This window comes from Mucilaginibacter sediminis, from assembly GCF_051903035.1.
Taxonomy (GTDB): domain Bacteria; phylum Bacteroidota; class Bacteroidia; order Sphingobacteriales; family Sphingobacteriaceae; genus Mucilaginibacter.
In genome coordinates this window covers 3,479,169-3,495,025 of sequence record NZ_CP170602.1, presented here as the reverse complement: position 1 = coordinate 3,495,025, position 15,857 = coordinate 3,479,169, and the positions used below count along the sequence as shown (strand labels likewise).

The 15,857-nt window shown below is 42.5% G+C and carries 15 protein-coding genes; 7 read left to right on the top strand and 8 right to left on the bottom strand.

The features are described from left to right. Window positions 1–79: 79 nt before the first annotated feature. Entirely contained in the window at window positions 80–1,378 is a 1,299-nt protein-coding gene (locus ACFGVS_RS14075) for an IS110 family transposase (RefSeq protein WP_274209026.1), read from the bottom strand. Between the two features lie 282 nt (window positions 1,379–1,660). Here ACFGVS_RS14075 and ACFGVS_RS14070 point away from each other — a divergent pair, with 282 nt between their 5' ends. Next, window positions 1,661–2,680 carry a Gfo/Idh/MocA family oxidoreductase gene (locus tag ACFGVS_RS14070; RefSeq protein WP_439699102.1) on the top strand — a complete coding sequence of 340 codons (1,020 nt, stop codon included), beginning with the start codon at window positions 1,661–1,663 and terminating at the stop codon, window positions 2,678–2,680. 42 nt (window positions 2,681–2,722) lie between these two features. Continuing rightward, complete coding sequence (locus tag ACFGVS_RS14065; protein WP_439699101.1) at window positions 2,723–3,211, top strand: TlpA family protein disulfide reductase; 489 nt, start codon at window positions 2,723–2,725, stop codon at window positions 3,209–3,211. A 234-nt stretch (window positions 3,212–3,445) separates the two neighbouring features. On the opposite strand, the gene ACFGVS_RS14060 is transcribed toward ACFGVS_RS14065, so the two are convergent. The 3 genes from ACFGVS_RS14060 to ACFGVS_RS14050 form a co-directional block, all read right to left on the bottom strand. Further along, window positions 3,446–4,420 carry a transglutaminase family protein gene (locus ACFGVS_RS14060; RefSeq protein ID WP_439699099.1) on the bottom strand — a complete coding sequence of 325 codons (975 nt, stop codon included), beginning with the start codon at window positions 4,418–4,420 and terminating at the stop codon, window positions 3,446–3,448. A 150-nt stretch (window positions 4,421–4,570) separates the two neighbouring features. Beyond that, entirely contained in the window at window positions 4,571–5,506 is a 936-nt protein-coding gene (locus ACFGVS_RS14055; protein WP_090643496.1) for an alpha-E domain-containing protein, read from the bottom strand. 181 nt (window positions 5,507–5,687) lie between these two features. Further along, window positions 5,688–7,136 (bottom strand): circularly permuted type 2 ATP-grasp protein, encoded by a 1,449-nt coding sequence (locus ACFGVS_RS14050; protein WP_090643501.1) that lies wholly within the window; start codon window positions 7,134–7,136, stop codon window positions 5,688–5,690. Window positions 7,137–7,388: 252 nt separating this feature from the next. Between ACFGVS_RS14050 and ACFGVS_RS14045 the strand changes: the two genes are divergently transcribed. Together ACFGVS_RS14045 and ACFGVS_RS14040 are read left to right on the top strand one after the other, a co-directional pair. Then, window positions 7,389–7,847 carry a hypothetical protein gene (locus ACFGVS_RS14045; protein ID WP_439699098.1) on the top strand — a complete coding sequence of 153 codons (459 nt, stop codon included), beginning with the start codon at window positions 7,389–7,391 and terminating at the stop codon, window positions 7,845–7,847. Window positions 7,848–8,081: 234 nt separating this feature from the next. Further along, the gene (locus ACFGVS_RS14040) at window positions 8,082–8,846 is read left to right on the top strand and encodes a hypothetical protein (protein WP_439699097.1); all 765 of its coding nucleotides are present in this window, start codon (window positions 8,082–8,084) and stop codon (window positions 8,844–8,846) included. Between the two features lie 126 nt (window positions 8,847–8,972). On the opposite strand, the gene ACFGVS_RS14035 is transcribed toward ACFGVS_RS14040, so the two are convergent. From ACFGVS_RS14035 to pdeM, 4 genes are all read right to left on the bottom strand, one after another. Beyond that, complete coding sequence (locus ACFGVS_RS14035) at window positions 8,973–9,758, bottom strand: succinate dehydrogenase/fumarate reductase iron-sulfur subunit (protein ID WP_090643512.1); 786 nt, start codon at window positions 9,756–9,758, stop codon at window positions 8,973–8,975. 109 nt (window positions 9,759–9,867) lie between these two features. Further along, window positions 9,868–11,802, bottom strand: coding sequence for a fumarate reductase/succinate dehydrogenase flavoprotein subunit (locus ACFGVS_RS14030; protein ID WP_090643517.1), 1,935 nt, complete (start codon window positions 11,800–11,802; stop codon window positions 9,868–9,870). 181 nt (window positions 11,803–11,983) lie between these two features. Next, window positions 11,984–12,766, bottom strand: coding sequence for a succinate dehydrogenase cytochrome b subunit (locus ACFGVS_RS14025; RefSeq protein ID WP_439699095.1), 783 nt, complete (start codon window positions 12,764–12,766; stop codon window positions 11,984–11,986). A 159-nt stretch (window positions 12,767–12,925) separates the two neighbouring features. Next, a complete protein-coding gene (gene pdeM / locus ACFGVS_RS14020; RefSeq protein WP_439699094.1) occupies window positions 12,926–13,591 on the bottom strand; it encodes a ligase-associated DNA damage response endonuclease PdeM in 666 nt (221 codons plus the stop codon). Between the two features lie 396 nt (window positions 13,592–13,987). On the opposite strand from pdeM, the gene ACFGVS_RS14015 reads away from it, so the two are divergent. From ACFGVS_RS14015 to ACFGVS_RS14005, 3 genes are all read left to right on the top strand, one after another. Continuing rightward, window positions 13,988–14,395, top strand: coding sequence for a hypothetical protein (locus ACFGVS_RS14015; protein WP_090643526.1), 408 nt, complete (start codon window positions 13,988–13,990; stop codon window positions 14,393–14,395). Window positions 14,396–14,521: 126 nt separating this feature from the next. Then, entirely contained in the window at window positions 14,522–14,941 is a 420-nt protein-coding gene (locus ACFGVS_RS14010; RefSeq protein WP_090643530.1) for a cobalamin B12-binding domain-containing protein, read from the top strand. 12 nt (window positions 14,942–14,953) lie between these two features. Then, window positions 14,954–15,736 carry an enoyl-CoA hydratase/isomerase family protein gene (locus tag ACFGVS_RS14005; RefSeq protein ID WP_090643533.1) on the top strand — a complete coding sequence of 261 codons (783 nt, stop codon included), beginning with the start codon at window positions 14,954–14,956 and terminating at the stop codon, window positions 15,734–15,736. Window positions 15,737–15,857 lie beyond the last annotated feature (121 nt).

Genomic DNA, 15,857 nt, shown 5'->3' with positions numbered 1-15,857 from the left:
AAGAATCTATTTTACGCCATGCACGGCCGATAGGAAAGTTCGCGAATAGATTCTTCGTACCTACCCATGACATATCGAATTATATAGGTACTAAGTCCACATTAAATTCGATAGCGAGCTTTTGTAAATACCTTTGCTTCTGCTCTTTAAGCATGTTATCATATGCCTCTATGCCTTTTTCTACAAAATCGCTCCCTTTAACCATTAAACGCCAATATTGAATAGCCAATTTTCTGGCAGTTGCTTTGATGGCTATCGCCGGACCTTTTCTTCCTCTTAACCGCCTGGCGAATGCTCCCCATCCAATGTATTTGCTGTTTAGCAAGCCGCACGCCATCTCCTTGAATATCTGGCCGGCGGTAGGTTTTCCTTTGCTCTTACTTTTGTTTTTCTTGCCCGAACGGTTCTGACCGGGAGATACCCCAAGCCAATTGGCAAACCGTTTTTCCGTCGACCACTGGCTTAAATCGGCTCCAATTTCTGTATATAACTGTAACCAGTTATAATCTGTAAAGCCGGGAAGTCTGGTGGCATCCCGGCCACCAAATATTTTCAGCAAATGCCCGCCAAGGTCTTTAACCTGGGGCTTATTGTGCCTGATCGGTTTTCTATTTCCGGTATTTGTACCGGGCGGTAGTTGTTTGTCTTTATTAATCTGTTGCAAGGTGCTATCTATTTTCCGGTCACACTCCAAGATCTGGCCTTGATAAAAAAGATATGCCTTATAAGCCTGCTCCAGGGCAAAAAGCCCATGTGGCGTGTAATGGCCCTCCAAAGCCTTTAATACTTCTTCGCTCTTTTTATCTTTGATTTTTTTGTGGCAGAGAGCAAGCAGCTTATAACGGTCTCTTTCACCGGAAAGGATTGCTGTTATAAGGGCTTTTCCACTGGCCCCATGTATCTGACTTAATACTTCCGGTAAACGGATATTCATTTCGATCAGGGCCTTTTGCATATGCTGAATATGCATCGAGGCACTCCGGAGGTGGTCTTCACGTAATCGCTGGTAACTACGTAGCTCCTTGAGCAGCCCCTCAGAAACGTAGCAACGGTTCAGTAAACCATAACTATGTAACTGCTGGATCCACTGGCAGTCTTTCACATCTGTCTTTCTTCCAGGCAACTGTTTGGTTTGGCGGCCGTCGACCAGCCACACATCTAACCCTGCATCTGACAGGATATCATGAAGTACATACCAGTAAACACCTGTAGCTTCCATCGCCACTGTAGTTACCCGGTTCTCCAGTAAATATTTACTAAGTGCTACCAGATCGCCGGTAAAGGTTTCAAAGCTACGGACAGGGCCGCTTTCCAGGCCAACGAAAACATGACGGGAGCCAATATCTATACCGGCTGCATGTGTACGCATTTTTTCCATATCAAGCTTGTTTTAAATAAGCTGTGCCCGAAGGAGTATAAGGAAAAAACAGGCTACCCATCGGACAAATCACTGTAAACAGGATCGTACCATACCTTCAGACTCTATCTTCGGAACCATACTCAGACACAGGCACGAAGCACTATAACTCGACCGGCCACACTGCACAGCGTTAACAAAAGTATGTCATTTCACCTTCAGAATTTCGCGAAATTTTAACACTCAGAATGACAAGAGTATTTTTCTTATTTTTACTCCATAACAAAAGGCAAATAAATTTCAATGTCAACAAAACCAATTGTAGCAGGCCTGATGGCCTACGGTATGTCGGGCCGTATTTTTCACGCCCCATTTTTATCAACCAATCCTGGCTTTACTTTTAAAGCTATTGTGGAACGCCATGAAAAAAAGGCCGGCAAAGTATACCCGGATGTAATTAGCTATAACACTATAGACGAATTGCTGAATGACACTGAAATTGAATTGATTGTTGTTAATACGCCAAATGATACTCATTTTGACTATGCCATGCGGGCGCTTAATGCCGGTAAACATGTGCTGATAGAAAAACCTGCCGCAGTTACTTCTGCCGAAGTAAAGGCATTATTTGATTTGGGCAGGCAACTTGATTTGAAAGTAATGATTTACCAAAACCGCCGGTACGATAGTGGTTTCATTTCGGTAAAAAAAGTTATTGAAAGCGGCCGGCTTGGCGAACTGATAGAAGTGAATTTCAGGCTCGACAGGTACCGTATGGCTATCGGGGCAAAGCAGTTTAAGGAAACTAAAGAAACGCCGGGTAACGGCTTAACGTACGATTTGGGCGCGCACCTGGTTGACAACGCCATCAGTATTTTTGGCCGGCCGTTAAGTTATGTGAAAACTACAGCCACACATCGTCCCGGGTCGCAGGTTGATGATTATTTTCACATTCATTTAAGTTATCCCAACCAATTAAATGTGTATTTAACGTCGGGCTTGTTGATTGCCGAGCATCTGCCGGGCTTTGTTGTACATGGCACATTGGGCAGTTTTGTAAAGTTGCGTACAGATGTGCAAGAGGCACAATTAGATGCAGGAATGATGCCGGATGCAGCAGGTTTTGGAGTTGAGCCTGAAGGAAGCGAGGGTAAATTGGTACTGATGGGGCCTGACAATGAGAAAACTGTAGAGTGGGTTCCGTCAGACAAGGGTAATTATAATGGTTTATTTGATGCCGTGTATCATACTGTGCGTGAAAATGCGTTATTCCCGATAACTGAGGAACAAATAGCCTGGCAGATGGAATTGCTGGAGAGCTAAAAATATCGTAACTATGCTTTAATGAAATATTATATCAACATAATGAAAAGAATATGTTTGTTGCTTTGCCTTATTGTAGCCGCTGGCTGCAGCCAGGCCCAAACCATGCCCGTAAATAGCAAAATTGCCCCATATCATATATTAACCACCGACAGTGTTTATGTTACGCCTGCCGACCTGAAAAAGAACAAGCCGGTGATGGTGATTTACTTCTCGCCGGACTGCAGTCACTGCCAACACCTGATGTATGATTTAAAACCCGAATTGGATAAGCTTAAAGGGGTGCAGATTGTAATGATAACCTTTGTGAACCAGCTAAAGGCCATACAGGTATTTCAGCGCGATTTTGATTTGGCTAAATATCACAATATCATTATAGGTACCGAAGGGTATACTTACGTAGTGCAGCGTTATTACCACGTACAAACCACGCCATACATTGCCATTTATGATAAAAACGGTAAACTTGCCCAGGCTTATGACAAAGTGCCAAAAATTCCGGTGCTGATGGATGCAATTAAGAAAGTGTAAACTTAGATGTGCAGATATGCAAATTTCAGATGTGCAGATGATTTTTTGATGTGATAGATTTCAATATCGAAAAGTCTGCTTCTACTGCAAACAACAAAGCCTTACAATGTTAAAACTCGTAAGGCTTTGTTATTGTCAACGGCATAGGTATAATAAATTAGCCATTTATAAAAATCAAAACGTCTATCAAACCCGATCATCATCTGCACATCTGAAATTTGCACATCTGCACATCTACTGTTGCTGCTGTTGTTGCTGCTGAATGATTTCCAAATGTCTTTGGTAGCTATTTTTGGGGGCGCCGGTAGTTGGTTGATACAAATTGTCGTGATGGGCTTTATCGTCTATGCTTCTGAACGTATTCTCATTATCATCTACGCTAACAGCTACTTCCAGTTTATGGCCGGATGTGCCTTTATAAACGCCCTTTACCGGCGAACAATCTGAAAAATTACGGCCAACTGCCAAACGCACATGGGTTTCATTAGCGATGCAGTTATTGGTAGGGTCGATACCCAGCCAGCCATAATCCGGGATATAGGCTTCGGCCCAGGCGTGGGTGGCGCCTTCACCGCGCATGGTGCTGCTATTGGTGCATATATAGCCACTTACGTAGCGTGCCGGTATTTTTAGCAGGCGCAGCATCACCATTAAAATGTGCGCAAAATCCTGGCAAACACCGGCCTTTAGTTTCCAAACCTCATCAAGTGTGGTTTCAACAGTGGTTACTCCTTTAATATATTCAAAATTTTGGTACACATAGCCGCAAAAGCGCAATGCTATCTGGAACGGGGTATCATCCAATGCTCTTTCCTGCTCAACAATAACTTGTAGCTCGGGAAGGCCTTCAAAATATTCCTGCTTCAAAAAGTCGATATAGGGCACCATGTATTGGATGTGTTTAAGATATTCCCACTGCTGATCGGGAAAAATATCTGTAACAGGTAGTGGTCGTTGCCTGGTGGTTACATTTAATTTTGAATTGATAACCATCACCGAATGCGGTTCGCTGTAGGTGAAACTACCTATCTCATTTCCATAATAATCAATATGGGTATCAACAACAGGGCTGCCGGTTATTGATAACTCATGTTGTGTTACATCCTGGTACTCGTCCTTTATCGGGTAAAGTACAATTTGGTTAGCACTGTCACGTACCATCCCTTCGTAACTGTATTTGGTAATATGCTGTATCTTAAAGTCGGGCATGTTTTTTTGAATTAATTAATTTGAGGACTGATACAATTTGAAAATTTGAGAATTTGAAGATTTGAAAATGACTTTGATGTAAATCATCATTTGTAATCTTTTAAACAAGCAATTTTCAAATTCTCAAATCTTCAAATTCTCAAATTAAAATTATGAGTTTGCAAAGTAATATTCGTTTAATGAGTTACCAATTCCATAAAGTTCTTTCCTGGTTTGTGTTAAAAACAAATGCAGGCCCTCATCACGGATGCTCTTTACCGAACTGTATTTGATCCGGCTTTGCAACCTGCCTATCTGGAATGACATTTCGCGGAAGGTATCTACATTGCTGTCATTTTTCAACCTGTCAAAATATCGGTGTATGTTATTTACCGAATAGATAACCGAGCGGGGGAAGTCGTTATTCAATGCTACCTGTTCCAGTACATTCTCCGCCTCAAAACCCTCGCGGTATGTTTTCAGGTACAGCTCATATCCGCCTAATGAAAGCAAAAGATGTTTCCAATAGGTGGTGTCTGTCAGCAGGTCCGGATTATCACTTACCGAACTGAATTTGGTATCCAAAATATCTACCGATTGAATGGCCCGCTCCAGGTACTTGCCGATATTCATAAAGCTGCGCCCTTCGCCACGCTCCATAGTGATCTCGGCCGTACCGTAGTAAAGCATTACTTGTTTTATCAGTATATCAAGTACGCCGATAGGGTCCTCACGCTGTAAGGAACGCTCCAGGCGCGGATCTTTTACGGTATGGTAATACTCGTTAAGGCATTGCCAAAGATCCTTGGAGATGTGTTCCTGCACCCCACGTGCGTTCTCCCTTGCCAGGGTTATAATGTTCAATATCGAGTTAGGATTGTTTTTACCCGTAACCATGTATTTTAAAACTGCCCGGCTATCATTTTCCAGTTTATCAACTTCTGCCTCTTTAATTCCGGCAAAAATTCTGATCACCGGCTCCCACGTAAATTCCTGTACAGTATCCTGCGATGAGGCATAATTAATTTTGAGCATCCGCAGCATACCATCGCTGCGCTCAATGTAACGGCTTAACCAATAAAAACTTGCTGCAACCCTGCTTAACATATTAGCCCCCTAACCCCCTGAAGGGGGAATGATTTTTTAATAATGAATATCGAATGTCCAATATCGAATGATGAATTAAATTATTAATGAAGATAGGTTTTACTTCGATGTTCATTATTCAAAATTCGATGTTCGGTGTTAATAGTCTTTTTTTCGTTGTCTTTTTATACTTCATCCTAACCTACGCCAGCACCCACGTATCCTTACTGCCACCACCTTGTGAGCTGTTTACCACCAATGAGCCTTCTTTTAGCGCCACGCGGGTTAGTCCGCCTGGCACAATCTCAATGCCATCAGGTCCGTACAATGCGTAGGGCCTTAAATCAATACGGCGGGGTTTTAATGAGCCCTGCATGTAACATGGCGCTGCCGAAAGGCTGATGGTAGGCTGCGCTATAAAATTACGGGGATCTTTCAGGATTTCTTTTTTATACTCTTCAATTTCCTCTTCAGATGCCGCGTGCCCCATCAGCATGCCATAACCGCCGCTGCCATTGGTTTTTTTAACTACCATTTTATTCAGGTTTTTAAACACATGCTCACGCTCGTCGGGGTTGCCCAGCTGGTGGGTGGGCACGTTTTTAAGTATCGGTTCTTCGTTCAGGTAATACCTTATCATGTCCGGTACGTATACATACACCGCTTTGTCATCGGCCACTCCGGTACCAATAGCGTTTACAATAGCTACGTTGCCTTTGCGGTAAGCTCCCATAATACCCGCTACACCCAGCATACTCGCGGGGTTAAATACCAGCGGATCAAGGTATTCATCATCCACCCGGCGATAAATTACATCTACCTGCTGCAGGCCTGTTGTGGTTTTCATATAAACCTTATGGTTATTTACCACCAGGTCGCGTCCCTCCACAAGTTCAACGCCCATCAGGCGGGCCAATGTAGTGTGTTCAAAATAAGCTGAGTTATAAATTCCCGGGCTTAACAGCACGATAGTAGGATTGGAAATTTGCCTTGGCGATAACGCCAGCAAGTTTTTATACAGTATCGTTGGGTACTCTGTAACACTCCTTACACCGCACTGAGGTAGCAAATCGGGGAATAAGCGTTTGGTTATTTCGCGGTTTTCCAGCATATAGCTTACGCCCGATGGGGTGCGCAAATTATCTTCCAGTACATAAAAAGTACCGTCCTCATCGCGGATCAGGTCGATGCCCGAAATATGTACATAGATATCGTAAGGTACCTTCAATTGGTACATCTCGCGCAAAAAGTGCGGGCACGAATAAATGATATCAATAGGCACAATACCATCCTTTACAATAAACTGGTTATTGTATATATCTTTCAGAAAATGGTTTAATGCGGTAAGACGCTGCTTAATACCTTTTTCTACAAAAGCCCATTCGCTTGCGGTAATAATACGCGGGATAATGTCAAATGGAAAAATCTTTTCAATGCCCTCGCCGCTGTTGTACACGGTAAAGGTGATACCCTGACTCATAAAAAGACGTTTGGCCAGTTCCTCTTTTTTGTTCAGATCGTCGGCCGATTCCTGCGAAATATATTCTATTACCTTACGATAATGTTCACGAACATTGCTGTCCAGGCCATACATTTCGTCCCAAACACCACTTATTGGGTTATATTTATCAAAATAAGCTGATTCCTGCATATGAAATTGTGAAGATTTGAAGATTACTAATCAGTTATTTTTTAAAAATGTAATTTATGAAGTGTTTTTGATAAAAAAGCAAATTATTTTGAATTTTTTGCGATTATTTTAATTGATTTTTCATTTTTAACAAAGTTTATGTATTGATATGGTAATTTATGAAGGCAAAAGTTGTTTTAAAGGTCTCGTCGTCTTCGCCTAAAATATCAATCGTCAGTGATGTATCTTTGCATAAACCTTATACAACTATTCATGTTATCTCAAATCATTAAAAAGTATGGCCTGTTGTGCGGAGCACTATTGCTGTTGCATCCGGCTTGCGACAATAACAAACGAGCGAAAGGCTTATTGCCTGCTAAAGCAACGGTTAAGTTCAACGCAGTTGATACCGCGTCAGAAAGTTTTAATGTATTCTTCAATAGGTTTAGCACCGATTCTGCGTTTCAAATATCAAGGATCGAGTTCCCGCTAAAGTTAACGATAATTGGCGGCGAAGGTGAAAGTGATACCTCAAAATTTCTCCAAAAAAAAGATTGGTCATTCGCGCATGCGCAGCCTGAGAAAAAAATAATCACCAAGCCGGCTCAAACGGGCAAAGGCATGGCCAATATTCACTTTTTTATTGAAGATACGGGCGTTTCGGTTTATTATCAATTTGTCAGCAGGAGAGGAAAATGGTGGATGACTTCAATTAGAGATGAATCCGATTGAAGTTTTACAGCGTTTCACCCAAGTCCCCACAGGCCTTTACTCACATATCTCTCCGCGCACCCGGCATTTCAATACTAACATTTAAGTTGTTGATTTCGAGGTTGTCTTCCTTCTTTTTTAAATAATATTCCTATTTTGAGCATATCAAAAATATTCTGCTTACTTTGGTAGTAGGCTTACAATAAAGCCTGCCATATTTAAACCATCCTATTTCAAGCTTTTCGGTTTTTAAACATGAAAACTATTTTAGGTATTATCATTTTCCTGGTAAGTTACCGCTATGTATCGGCGCAGACTTCTGTTTTGGCTGATAATCCCGATGACGGCTGTAAAATAAAGTTCGAAAAGATTAAATCAAAAATTGATGCCAGGCGAAAAAGATACGAATTTAATGTGCAGGAATACAAGGACGGCCTGTTTTGCAGCGAATGCGGCCGCACCAAGAGCGAAATTGAAGAACGTGCCCATTTAAGTTTTAGTCAGCACATCCGCGATGGCGCCACCCATAACCGCCGTGCCCTGGTTGCAACAAAACAGCTATACCATGACCTTTATAATGATTATCTTATTGACTTTAATGATCTTAAAAAGGAATATGAAGATAAGTATAATGATTGCGGGGGCGATAATTCATCGTTGGTTTTACAAACAATAACAGATCAGCAGTTTCAGTTATATACGCTTGAACTTGGCGGAGACACCAATCAGTATAACACGCAGTGGGAATTACTTCGAATAAATTATACTTTTTATTATTCCTGGTTTATGAGGATCAGCATTACCAGGTGGCAAAGCACCAGGGTGCAGACTATTTGGCTTACCGATAATCATTATCAGGCAGATGGTCGTGAAAATGCGATTATAAAGGCAGGCAATCTTCTAAATAACTACCTTCAAACTTTAACCGGGCAAACTTTAAAAAGGGAGCAATCATCTGCCTTTATAGGTTTGGATTCCCAACCTACATGGCCGTTGAAGGGCGCATTGGTTAGCAAATAATCAATGAACCAACGAACCTGTTGTTGTTGAATTTACCAAATAAAAGTCCCGGGCGTGGTAGCTATCCGGCAACAAAAAATGCCCGGAAGAAACCACGGGCATTTTAAATATTCAAGCTAAAATAGCTTAGTGTTTTACATCATGAACTTCTTCTTCCCTGAACAATTTAGCGCTAAAGAAATCATTGTTCATGCGGGCAATGTTGGTCAGCTTAATTTCTTTAGGGCATTCGGCTTCACAGGCGCCGGTGTTGGTACAGCTGCCAAATCCTTCTTCGTCCATTTGGGCTACCATTGATTGTACGCGGCTGTAACGCTCTGGCTGGCCTTGCGGCAATAAGCCCAGTTGAGTAACTTTTGCCGATACAAACAGCATTGCCGAAGCATTTTTACATGCCGCAACGCAGGCGCCGCAACCAATACAGGTAGCTGAGTTAAATGCTTCGTCGGCAATAACTTTAGGGATAAGGATAGCATTACCATCGGTAGTTACACCGGTATTTACCGAAACATAACCGCCGGCCTGCTGAATTCTGTCGAAAGCCGAACGGTCAACTGCCAAATCCTTCACAACGGGGAATGCCGAAGCCCTCCATGGTTCAATCGTGATGGTTTCTCCATCATGAAAGGTACGCATGTGCAGCTGGCAGGTGGTAACACCACGCTTTGGCCCGTGCGGGTGGCCGTTGATATATAATGAGCACATGCCGCAAATACCTTCGCGGCAATCATGATCAAAGTTAATAGGCTCATCGCCTTTATGGGTCAAACTTTCGTTAACAACGTCAAGCATTTCCAAAAATGACATATCAGGCGAAATATTTTCGGCCTTGTAAGTCACGAATTTGCCCGATGTCTGAGCATTTTTTTGACGCCATACTTTCAGCGTCAGGTTCATATTTCCGTTACTCATCTCTTTAAGATTTTGTATCAAGTAGTAAGTATCAAGTATCAAGTAGGTTGGCGGTATCAGTTATCAAGATTTTTTTTCTGTCTTGATACTTGATACTAACTACTTGCTACTAAGCGTAATTTCGTTGCGATAAATGAACTGCTTCAAATACCAGTTGTTCTTTGTGTAATTCTTCCGGTTGGTTTTCGCCTTTAAATTCCCAGGCGGCAACAAACGCAAAGTTTTCATCGTCGCGCAATGCCTCACCATCTGCTGTTTGCGATTCAACCCTAAAGTGGCCACCACATGATTCGTTACGCATCAACGCATCATCAACCATTAGTTCGCCAAGTTCGATAAAGTCGGCTATGCGGCCGGCCCTTTCTAATGAAGCGTTTACTTCCTCATTTTCGCCGGTTACAATAGCGTTTTTCCAGAAATCCGCTTTCAGCGCCTGAATCAAACCTTTGGCTTTTGTTAAACCTTCTGCCGTACGGGCCATGCCGCAATATTCCCACATAATGTGGCCAAGCTCGCGGTGATACTCGTTTACAGTTTTATTGCCTTTTAAAGCCAATAACTTATTGATATAGGTGATCACATCCTTTTTTGTAGCTTCAAAAGCAGGGTGCGATGTATCAACCTTTTTAGGGCCAATTTTAGCCAGGTAATCGCCAAGGGTATAAGGGATCACAAAATAACCATCGGATAAACCCTGCATCAAAGCAGAAGCACCCAAACGGTTAGCCCCGTGATCGCTGAAGTTACATTCGCCCAAAGCATATAGGCCAGGTACGGTTGTGCTCAGGTTATAATCAACCCAAAGGCCGCCCATAGTATAGTGTACCGCCGGGTAAATACGCATAGGTTGTTTGTATGGGTTTTCATCCGTTATCTGGATGTACATATCAAACAGGTTGCCATATTTTGCCCTTACGGTATCTTCGCCTAAACGTTTGATGGCATCGGCAAAATCAAGGAACACCGCAAAACCCGAACCACCTACGCCCTTACCTTCTGCAACCATCTCTTTGGCGTTGCGTGAAGCTACGTCGCGTGGTACAAGGTTACCAAAAGCAGGGTATTTACGTTCAAGGAAATAATCGCGGTCGTCCTCTTTTACCTGGTCGGCTTTGATGGTTCCTTTGCGCAATTGTTCGGCAATTTCTACAGTTTTTGGCGCCCAAACACGACCATCGTTACGTAACGACTCAGACATCAGCGTAAGCTTTGACTGATGATCGCCGGTTACCGGGATACAGGTTGGGTGAATTTGGGTATAACAAGGGTTTCCGAAGAATGCACCGCGTTTGTGGGCCCTCCAGGCGGCCGTTACGTTTGAGCCGATTGCGTTGGTTGACAGATAGAAAACGTTGCTGTATCCACCTGTACACAACAATACTGCGTGACCGGCGTGAGTATCAATAGAACCGGTTATCATGTTACGGGTAACAATACCTTTGGCATGGCCATCAATAGTAACCACATCAAGCATTTCGGTACGGGTGTACATTTTTACCTTACCGGCATGTATCTGGCGGTTTAATGCCGAATATGCGCCTAAAAGTAATTGCTGCCCGGTTTGGCCACGTGCATAAAAAGTACGTGATACCTGCGAACCACCGAATGAACGGTTATCAAGCAAGCCGCCGTACTCGCGGGCAAAAGGAACACCCTGTGCAACACACTGGTCAATGATATTTACCGATACTTCGGCAAGGCGGTACACGTTACCTTCACGGGCGCGGTAATCGCCACCTTTTATAGTGTCATAAAACAAACGGAACACACTGTCGCCGTCGTTCTGATAGTTTTTTGCAGCATTAATACCACCTTGTGCTGCAATAGAGTGCGCACGGCGCGGGCTATCCTGGAAACAAAAAGCCTTTACGTTATAACCAAGCTCGGCCAATGAGGCTGCTGCTGATGCGCCTGCCAAACCGGTTCCTACAACGATGATATCGTATTTACGCTTGTTGGCCGGATTAACCAGCTTCAGGTCAAATTTATGCTTGCTCCATTTTTGGGCTAATGGGCCTTCTGGAATTTTAGCATCTAAACTCATTTCTTTTATATTTTATGTTTGAGTAGTTGATTAGGTGAGTGGTTGGATTAAGTTGATTAAGTTAAGTGGTTGATTAAGTTAAGTTGGTCTTAAAACCATACTATGCAACTCAAGCTAACCCGTTCAACCCAATCTAACTCATTCAACTCAATCTAACTTAATCAACTCAATATTAACTTAATCAACCTTTAACTACAAAATAGTACCATACCGGCATAGCGGCAAAGCCCAGCGGGATAATAACCGCAAAAAACCAGGTGCCGATAGCATATACAATAGGCGTGTATTTACGGTGTACCCAGCCCAGTGTGCGGAAAGCGCTCTGGAAACCATGCAACAGGTGGAATGATAAAGCCCCCATGGCTATAACGTAAAGGATAACATACCACCACTGGCTAAAGCTGTATACAACGCGTGCATGCAAATCTTTCACGCGCACAATTTCTACATTGTTTTCTACCGATACCGAATGGTTAAAATCTTCTGAAACCGGTGTGTAAACAGCCTCGGTTGTTTTACCCGTTGCCAGATCAGTACGGTACTCCTTAAAAGCAATATCGTTGGTGTATTTATACTTGAACCAAAAATCGCCCATGTGGATAACGATAAATAACAACAGGATAGAACCCAAAAGGCCCATGTTTTTTGAAGACCAGGTAGCATCAGATTTTGGCTGGATAGCATAGCCTACCGGACGTGATTTGCGGTTTTTAACCGTAATAATTAATGCGTAAAGCGCATGTACCGCTATAGACAGGTATAGGATATACGCAATTACTTCAATTGGTGCAAAATGTGTAAGAAAGTTGGCATACACATTAAAACCAAAACCATTATCGTTGCTGAATAGCAGCAGGTTGCCCCCAAGGTGTACAATAATAAAAGTACACAAAAACAAGCCTGTTAAAGCCATAATTAGCTTTTTGCCCAGCGATGAGTTAAAGGTTTGTTTAATTTCGCTCATTATGAATTAGATTTATTTTGGCAAAAGTATCTATTATATGCCAAAAGATATAAATGCATCCGGCTTATTAACCGCGAAAAAGTTATTTAGAATCAATCTAAGAAATTGCAATGTAATTACACAAAATCTGGGCTTTAAATACGGGTTGAACCAGAAATATCAGGCTATAGCTACTACTTTATCTTTCAATACAGCGAAAATTTTATCTGCTTGCCGGCTATGGATGGCTATTTTGCCGGTAAACTTACCAAATGACGGAAAGATAGCCTGCCTGCTGCCAAATGCAAAGCAAGGTAAGGTAACACTTTGCCTGCCTTTGCCACTCAGGTTTACACCAGGATGGATGTGCCCGCAAAAAACATAGCCCCCCGCGTTTTGCAGTTTATCGTCAGGCAAAGGGTGGTGCAGCATCAGGAATGGGCCAATCAATAACTCGTCATGCAGTTCGATGTCGAGTTTTTGATAGTTGCTATCGGCTATAATATCATGGTTTCCTCTTATCAGGATGATTTCCAGCCCTGGAAACTGGCTGCGCCAGAGGATAAACCAACCCCAATCATTATTCATGTCGCTATGAAACAAATCGCCAAGGAAAATAAGTTTTTCGGGTTTATATTCGTGAATCAGGTCGGATAAGGTGGCCAGGTCACTTTGTTCCATATCGCGGGGTACAGCAATACCCGCCTTGCGGAAATGGCCCACTTTACCAAAGTGCACGTCGGCAACAATTAAAGCTTTTTGCTGTTGCCAGTAAATAGCTTTTTGAGGCAGCAATAAGAGATCCTGGTTGAGTAAATTAAAGGGAGTAGCCACACCGATCATCATAACAAAGCAAAGTTAAAAATTTTATTTGGGGCCAACCTGGTAAGCTTGCGTAATCAGAGAAATCACTTTTAACTTTTCTTAGATAAAGAAAATACACGACTTAAAAAAGGCAGGTAGCCTCTACGAGGCAAAATAAAGATTAGATGGATACTTCTACAAATATGTGGCCTCTACGAGGCATATCAGCATATTTTTCTGCCTCGTAGAGGCTACATATTTGTAGAAATGGAAAGAAAAAAATCTTTGCCCCGTTAGGGGCTACCTATATTTCGATGTCAAATCTTTAAAAGCTTCCCTGGCTTAATTGAATATGAAAGCGTACGGTTTTTCTTATATATTTTTAACCACTTGTAACACAACCCGATAATTGACCGTAAATACATCAAACCCAATTATATGAAAGCGCATCATTTTTTAGTTTTTTCATTTGCTTGTTTTATGATAGCCGCCTGTAAGGATGACAAGGTTATACCCCAACAATTACAGGGAACATACAAAGGGTCATTCAGGAGTGTAAATACGGCATCCATGACCGATAGGGCGGGCTTGCTTAATGGCAGCGCCGAAATTGTTATCAGCGGTAATAATTACCAGGGTGGTTGCGCAGCCGTGCAACAAAGCAAGGGGGGGTATGTAGTAGCAGGTAATGAAATAACCTTTACAGATAGCCTTATGCATACTGCCGATTTTAACTGGAGTTTGCTCCTAAACGGCACGTTTAAACAAAGCAACAAAGGCGATAGCCTGGTATGGACTAAAACGCTGGGCACTTACAATTATATTTACACCCTTAAAAAACAATAACCTCGGCGGCATTATTGATTTATCGAATGATGAAGGAAAAACTTCGATGTTGGATATTCAAAATTCGTTATTCGATATTACATTCCCTTCTTTCTTACTACTTTTACCGCAACCAATACGGTTTACATGAGTAATACCTTTAACCGCCCCATCCGAGTTCTTGTTGCCAAAGTAGGGCTCGACGGCCACGACCGCGGCGCACGCATCATAGCTACTTCGCTGCGCGATGCCGGCATGGAAGTAATTTATACCGGTTTGCGCCAAACGCCCGAGATGGTGGTGAACACCGCCCTGCAGGAAGATGTTGATGCTATCGGTATCTCTATATTATCCGGCGCGCACATGACGGTTTTTCCAAAGATATTAAAGCTGATTAAAGAAAAACAGATGGATGATGTGCTGGTTACCGGCGGAGGCATTATCCCAAACGACGATATGATTGCGCTGAAAGAGCAGGGGGTAGGCGAGCTTTTTCCGCCCGGAACAAGCACGCAGGATATTGTAAAATATATAACCGATTGGGTGCATCAGCACCGCAATTTTTAAATAATTATACCAATGGGATTTGAAAACATATTAACAGAAACGAAAGATAGGATACTATATATTACAATCAATCGTGAAAGTAAGCTCAATGCCCTTAATAAGGCTACCCTCGCCGAACTGCATGCCGCGTTTTTTGATGCTTTTAATGAGCCTGCTGTCGGCGGTATTATTATAACCGGTGCCGGGGCTAAAGCCTTTGTTGCCGGTGCCGATATTAGCGAATTTGCCGATTTGAATGTTGCCAATGGAACCGCTCTTGCCCGTGATAACCAAACCCTGGTTTTTGATTTGATAGCCAATGGCAACAAACCTGTTATTGCGGCTATAAATGGATTTGCCTTGGGCGGCGGATTGGAACTGGCTATGGCTTGCCACATTAGGATAGCTGCCGAGACTGCCAAAATGGGTTTGCCCGAAGTAACGCTTGGCCTTATACCCGGCTATGGTGGTACGCAGCGCCTTACTCAATTAATAGGCAAAGGCAAAGCGCTGGAGATGATATTAACCGCCGAAATGATTACCGCTGCCGATGCATTGCAATATGGCCTGGTTACCCATGTAGTTAGCCAGGAAGCTTTATTAGCAAAAGCCGAAGAGTTGATGTTGAAAATTATATCAAGGGCTCCGCTGGCCCTTGCGTCTGCTATTCACGCCGTAAATTCAGGATTAACCGATGGTATTAACGGCTATGAAACAGAGATAGAAGAGTTTGGCAAATGCTTTGGCACCGAAGATTTTAAAGAAGGGGTAGCCGCATTTTTACAGAAACGTAAAGCGGAGTTTAAGGGAAGATAATTATTGAATTATTGAATTATTGAATTATTGAATTATTGAATTATTGAATTATTGAATTATTGAATTATTGAATTATTGAATTATTGAATTATCAGATCCTAAAAATCAAAATCCAAAAAAA

Coding starts and splice junctions, on each gene's coding strand:
- ACFGVS_RS14030 (WP_090643517.1), bottom strand. CDS start 11,802: ATGAGTTTAGATGCTAAAATTCCAGAAGGCCCATTAGCCCAAAAATGG.
- ACFGVS_RS14075 (WP_274209026.1), bottom strand. CDS start 1,378: ATGGAAAAAATGCGTACACATGCAGCCGGTATAGATATTGGCTCCCGT.
- ACFGVS_RS14045 (WP_439699098.1), top strand. CDS start 7,389: ATGTTATCTCAAATCATTAAAAAGTATGGCCTGTTGTGCGGAGCACTA.
- ACFGVS_RS14070 (WP_439699102.1), top strand. CDS start 1,661: ATGTCAACAAAACCAATTGTAGCAGGCCTGATGGCCTACGGTATGTCG.
- ACFGVS_RS14005 (WP_090643533.1), top strand. CDS start 14,954: ATGGGATTTGAAAACATATTAACAGAAACGAAAGATAGGATACTATAT.
- ACFGVS_RS14055 (WP_090643496.1), bottom strand. CDS start 5,506: ATGTTAAGCAGGGTTGCAGCAAGTTTTTATTGGTTAAGCCGTTACATT.
- ACFGVS_RS14060 (WP_439699099.1), bottom strand. CDS start 4,420: ATGCCCGACTTTAAGATACAGCATATTACCAAATACAGTTACGAAGGG.
- pdeM (WP_439699094.1), bottom strand. CDS start 13,591: ATGATGATCGGTGTGGCTACTCCCTTTAATTTACTCAACCAGGATCTC.
- ACFGVS_RS14015 (WP_090643526.1), top strand. CDS start 13,988: ATGAAAGCGCATCATTTTTTAGTTTTTTCATTTGCTTGTTTTATGATA.
- ACFGVS_RS14025 (WP_439699095.1), bottom strand. CDS start 12,766: ATGAGCGAAATTAAACAAACCTTTAACTCATCGCTGGGCAAAAAGCTA.
- ACFGVS_RS14050 (WP_090643501.1), bottom strand. CDS start 7,136: ATGCAGGAATCAGCTTATTTTGATAAATATAACCCAATAAGTGGTGTT.
- ACFGVS_RS14010 (WP_090643530.1), top strand. CDS start 14,522: ATGAGTAATACCTTTAACCGCCCCATCCGAGTTCTTGTTGCCAAAGTA.
- ACFGVS_RS14065 (WP_439699101.1), top strand. CDS start 2,723: ATGAAAAGAATATGTTTGTTGCTTTGCCTTATTGTAGCCGCTGGCTGC.
- ACFGVS_RS14040 (WP_439699097.1), top strand. CDS start 8,082: ATGAAAACTATTTTAGGTATTATCATTTTCCTGGTAAGTTACCGCTAT.
- ACFGVS_RS14035 (WP_090643512.1), bottom strand. CDS start 9,758: ATGAGTAACGGAAATATGAACCTGACGCTGAAAGTATGGCGTCAAAAA.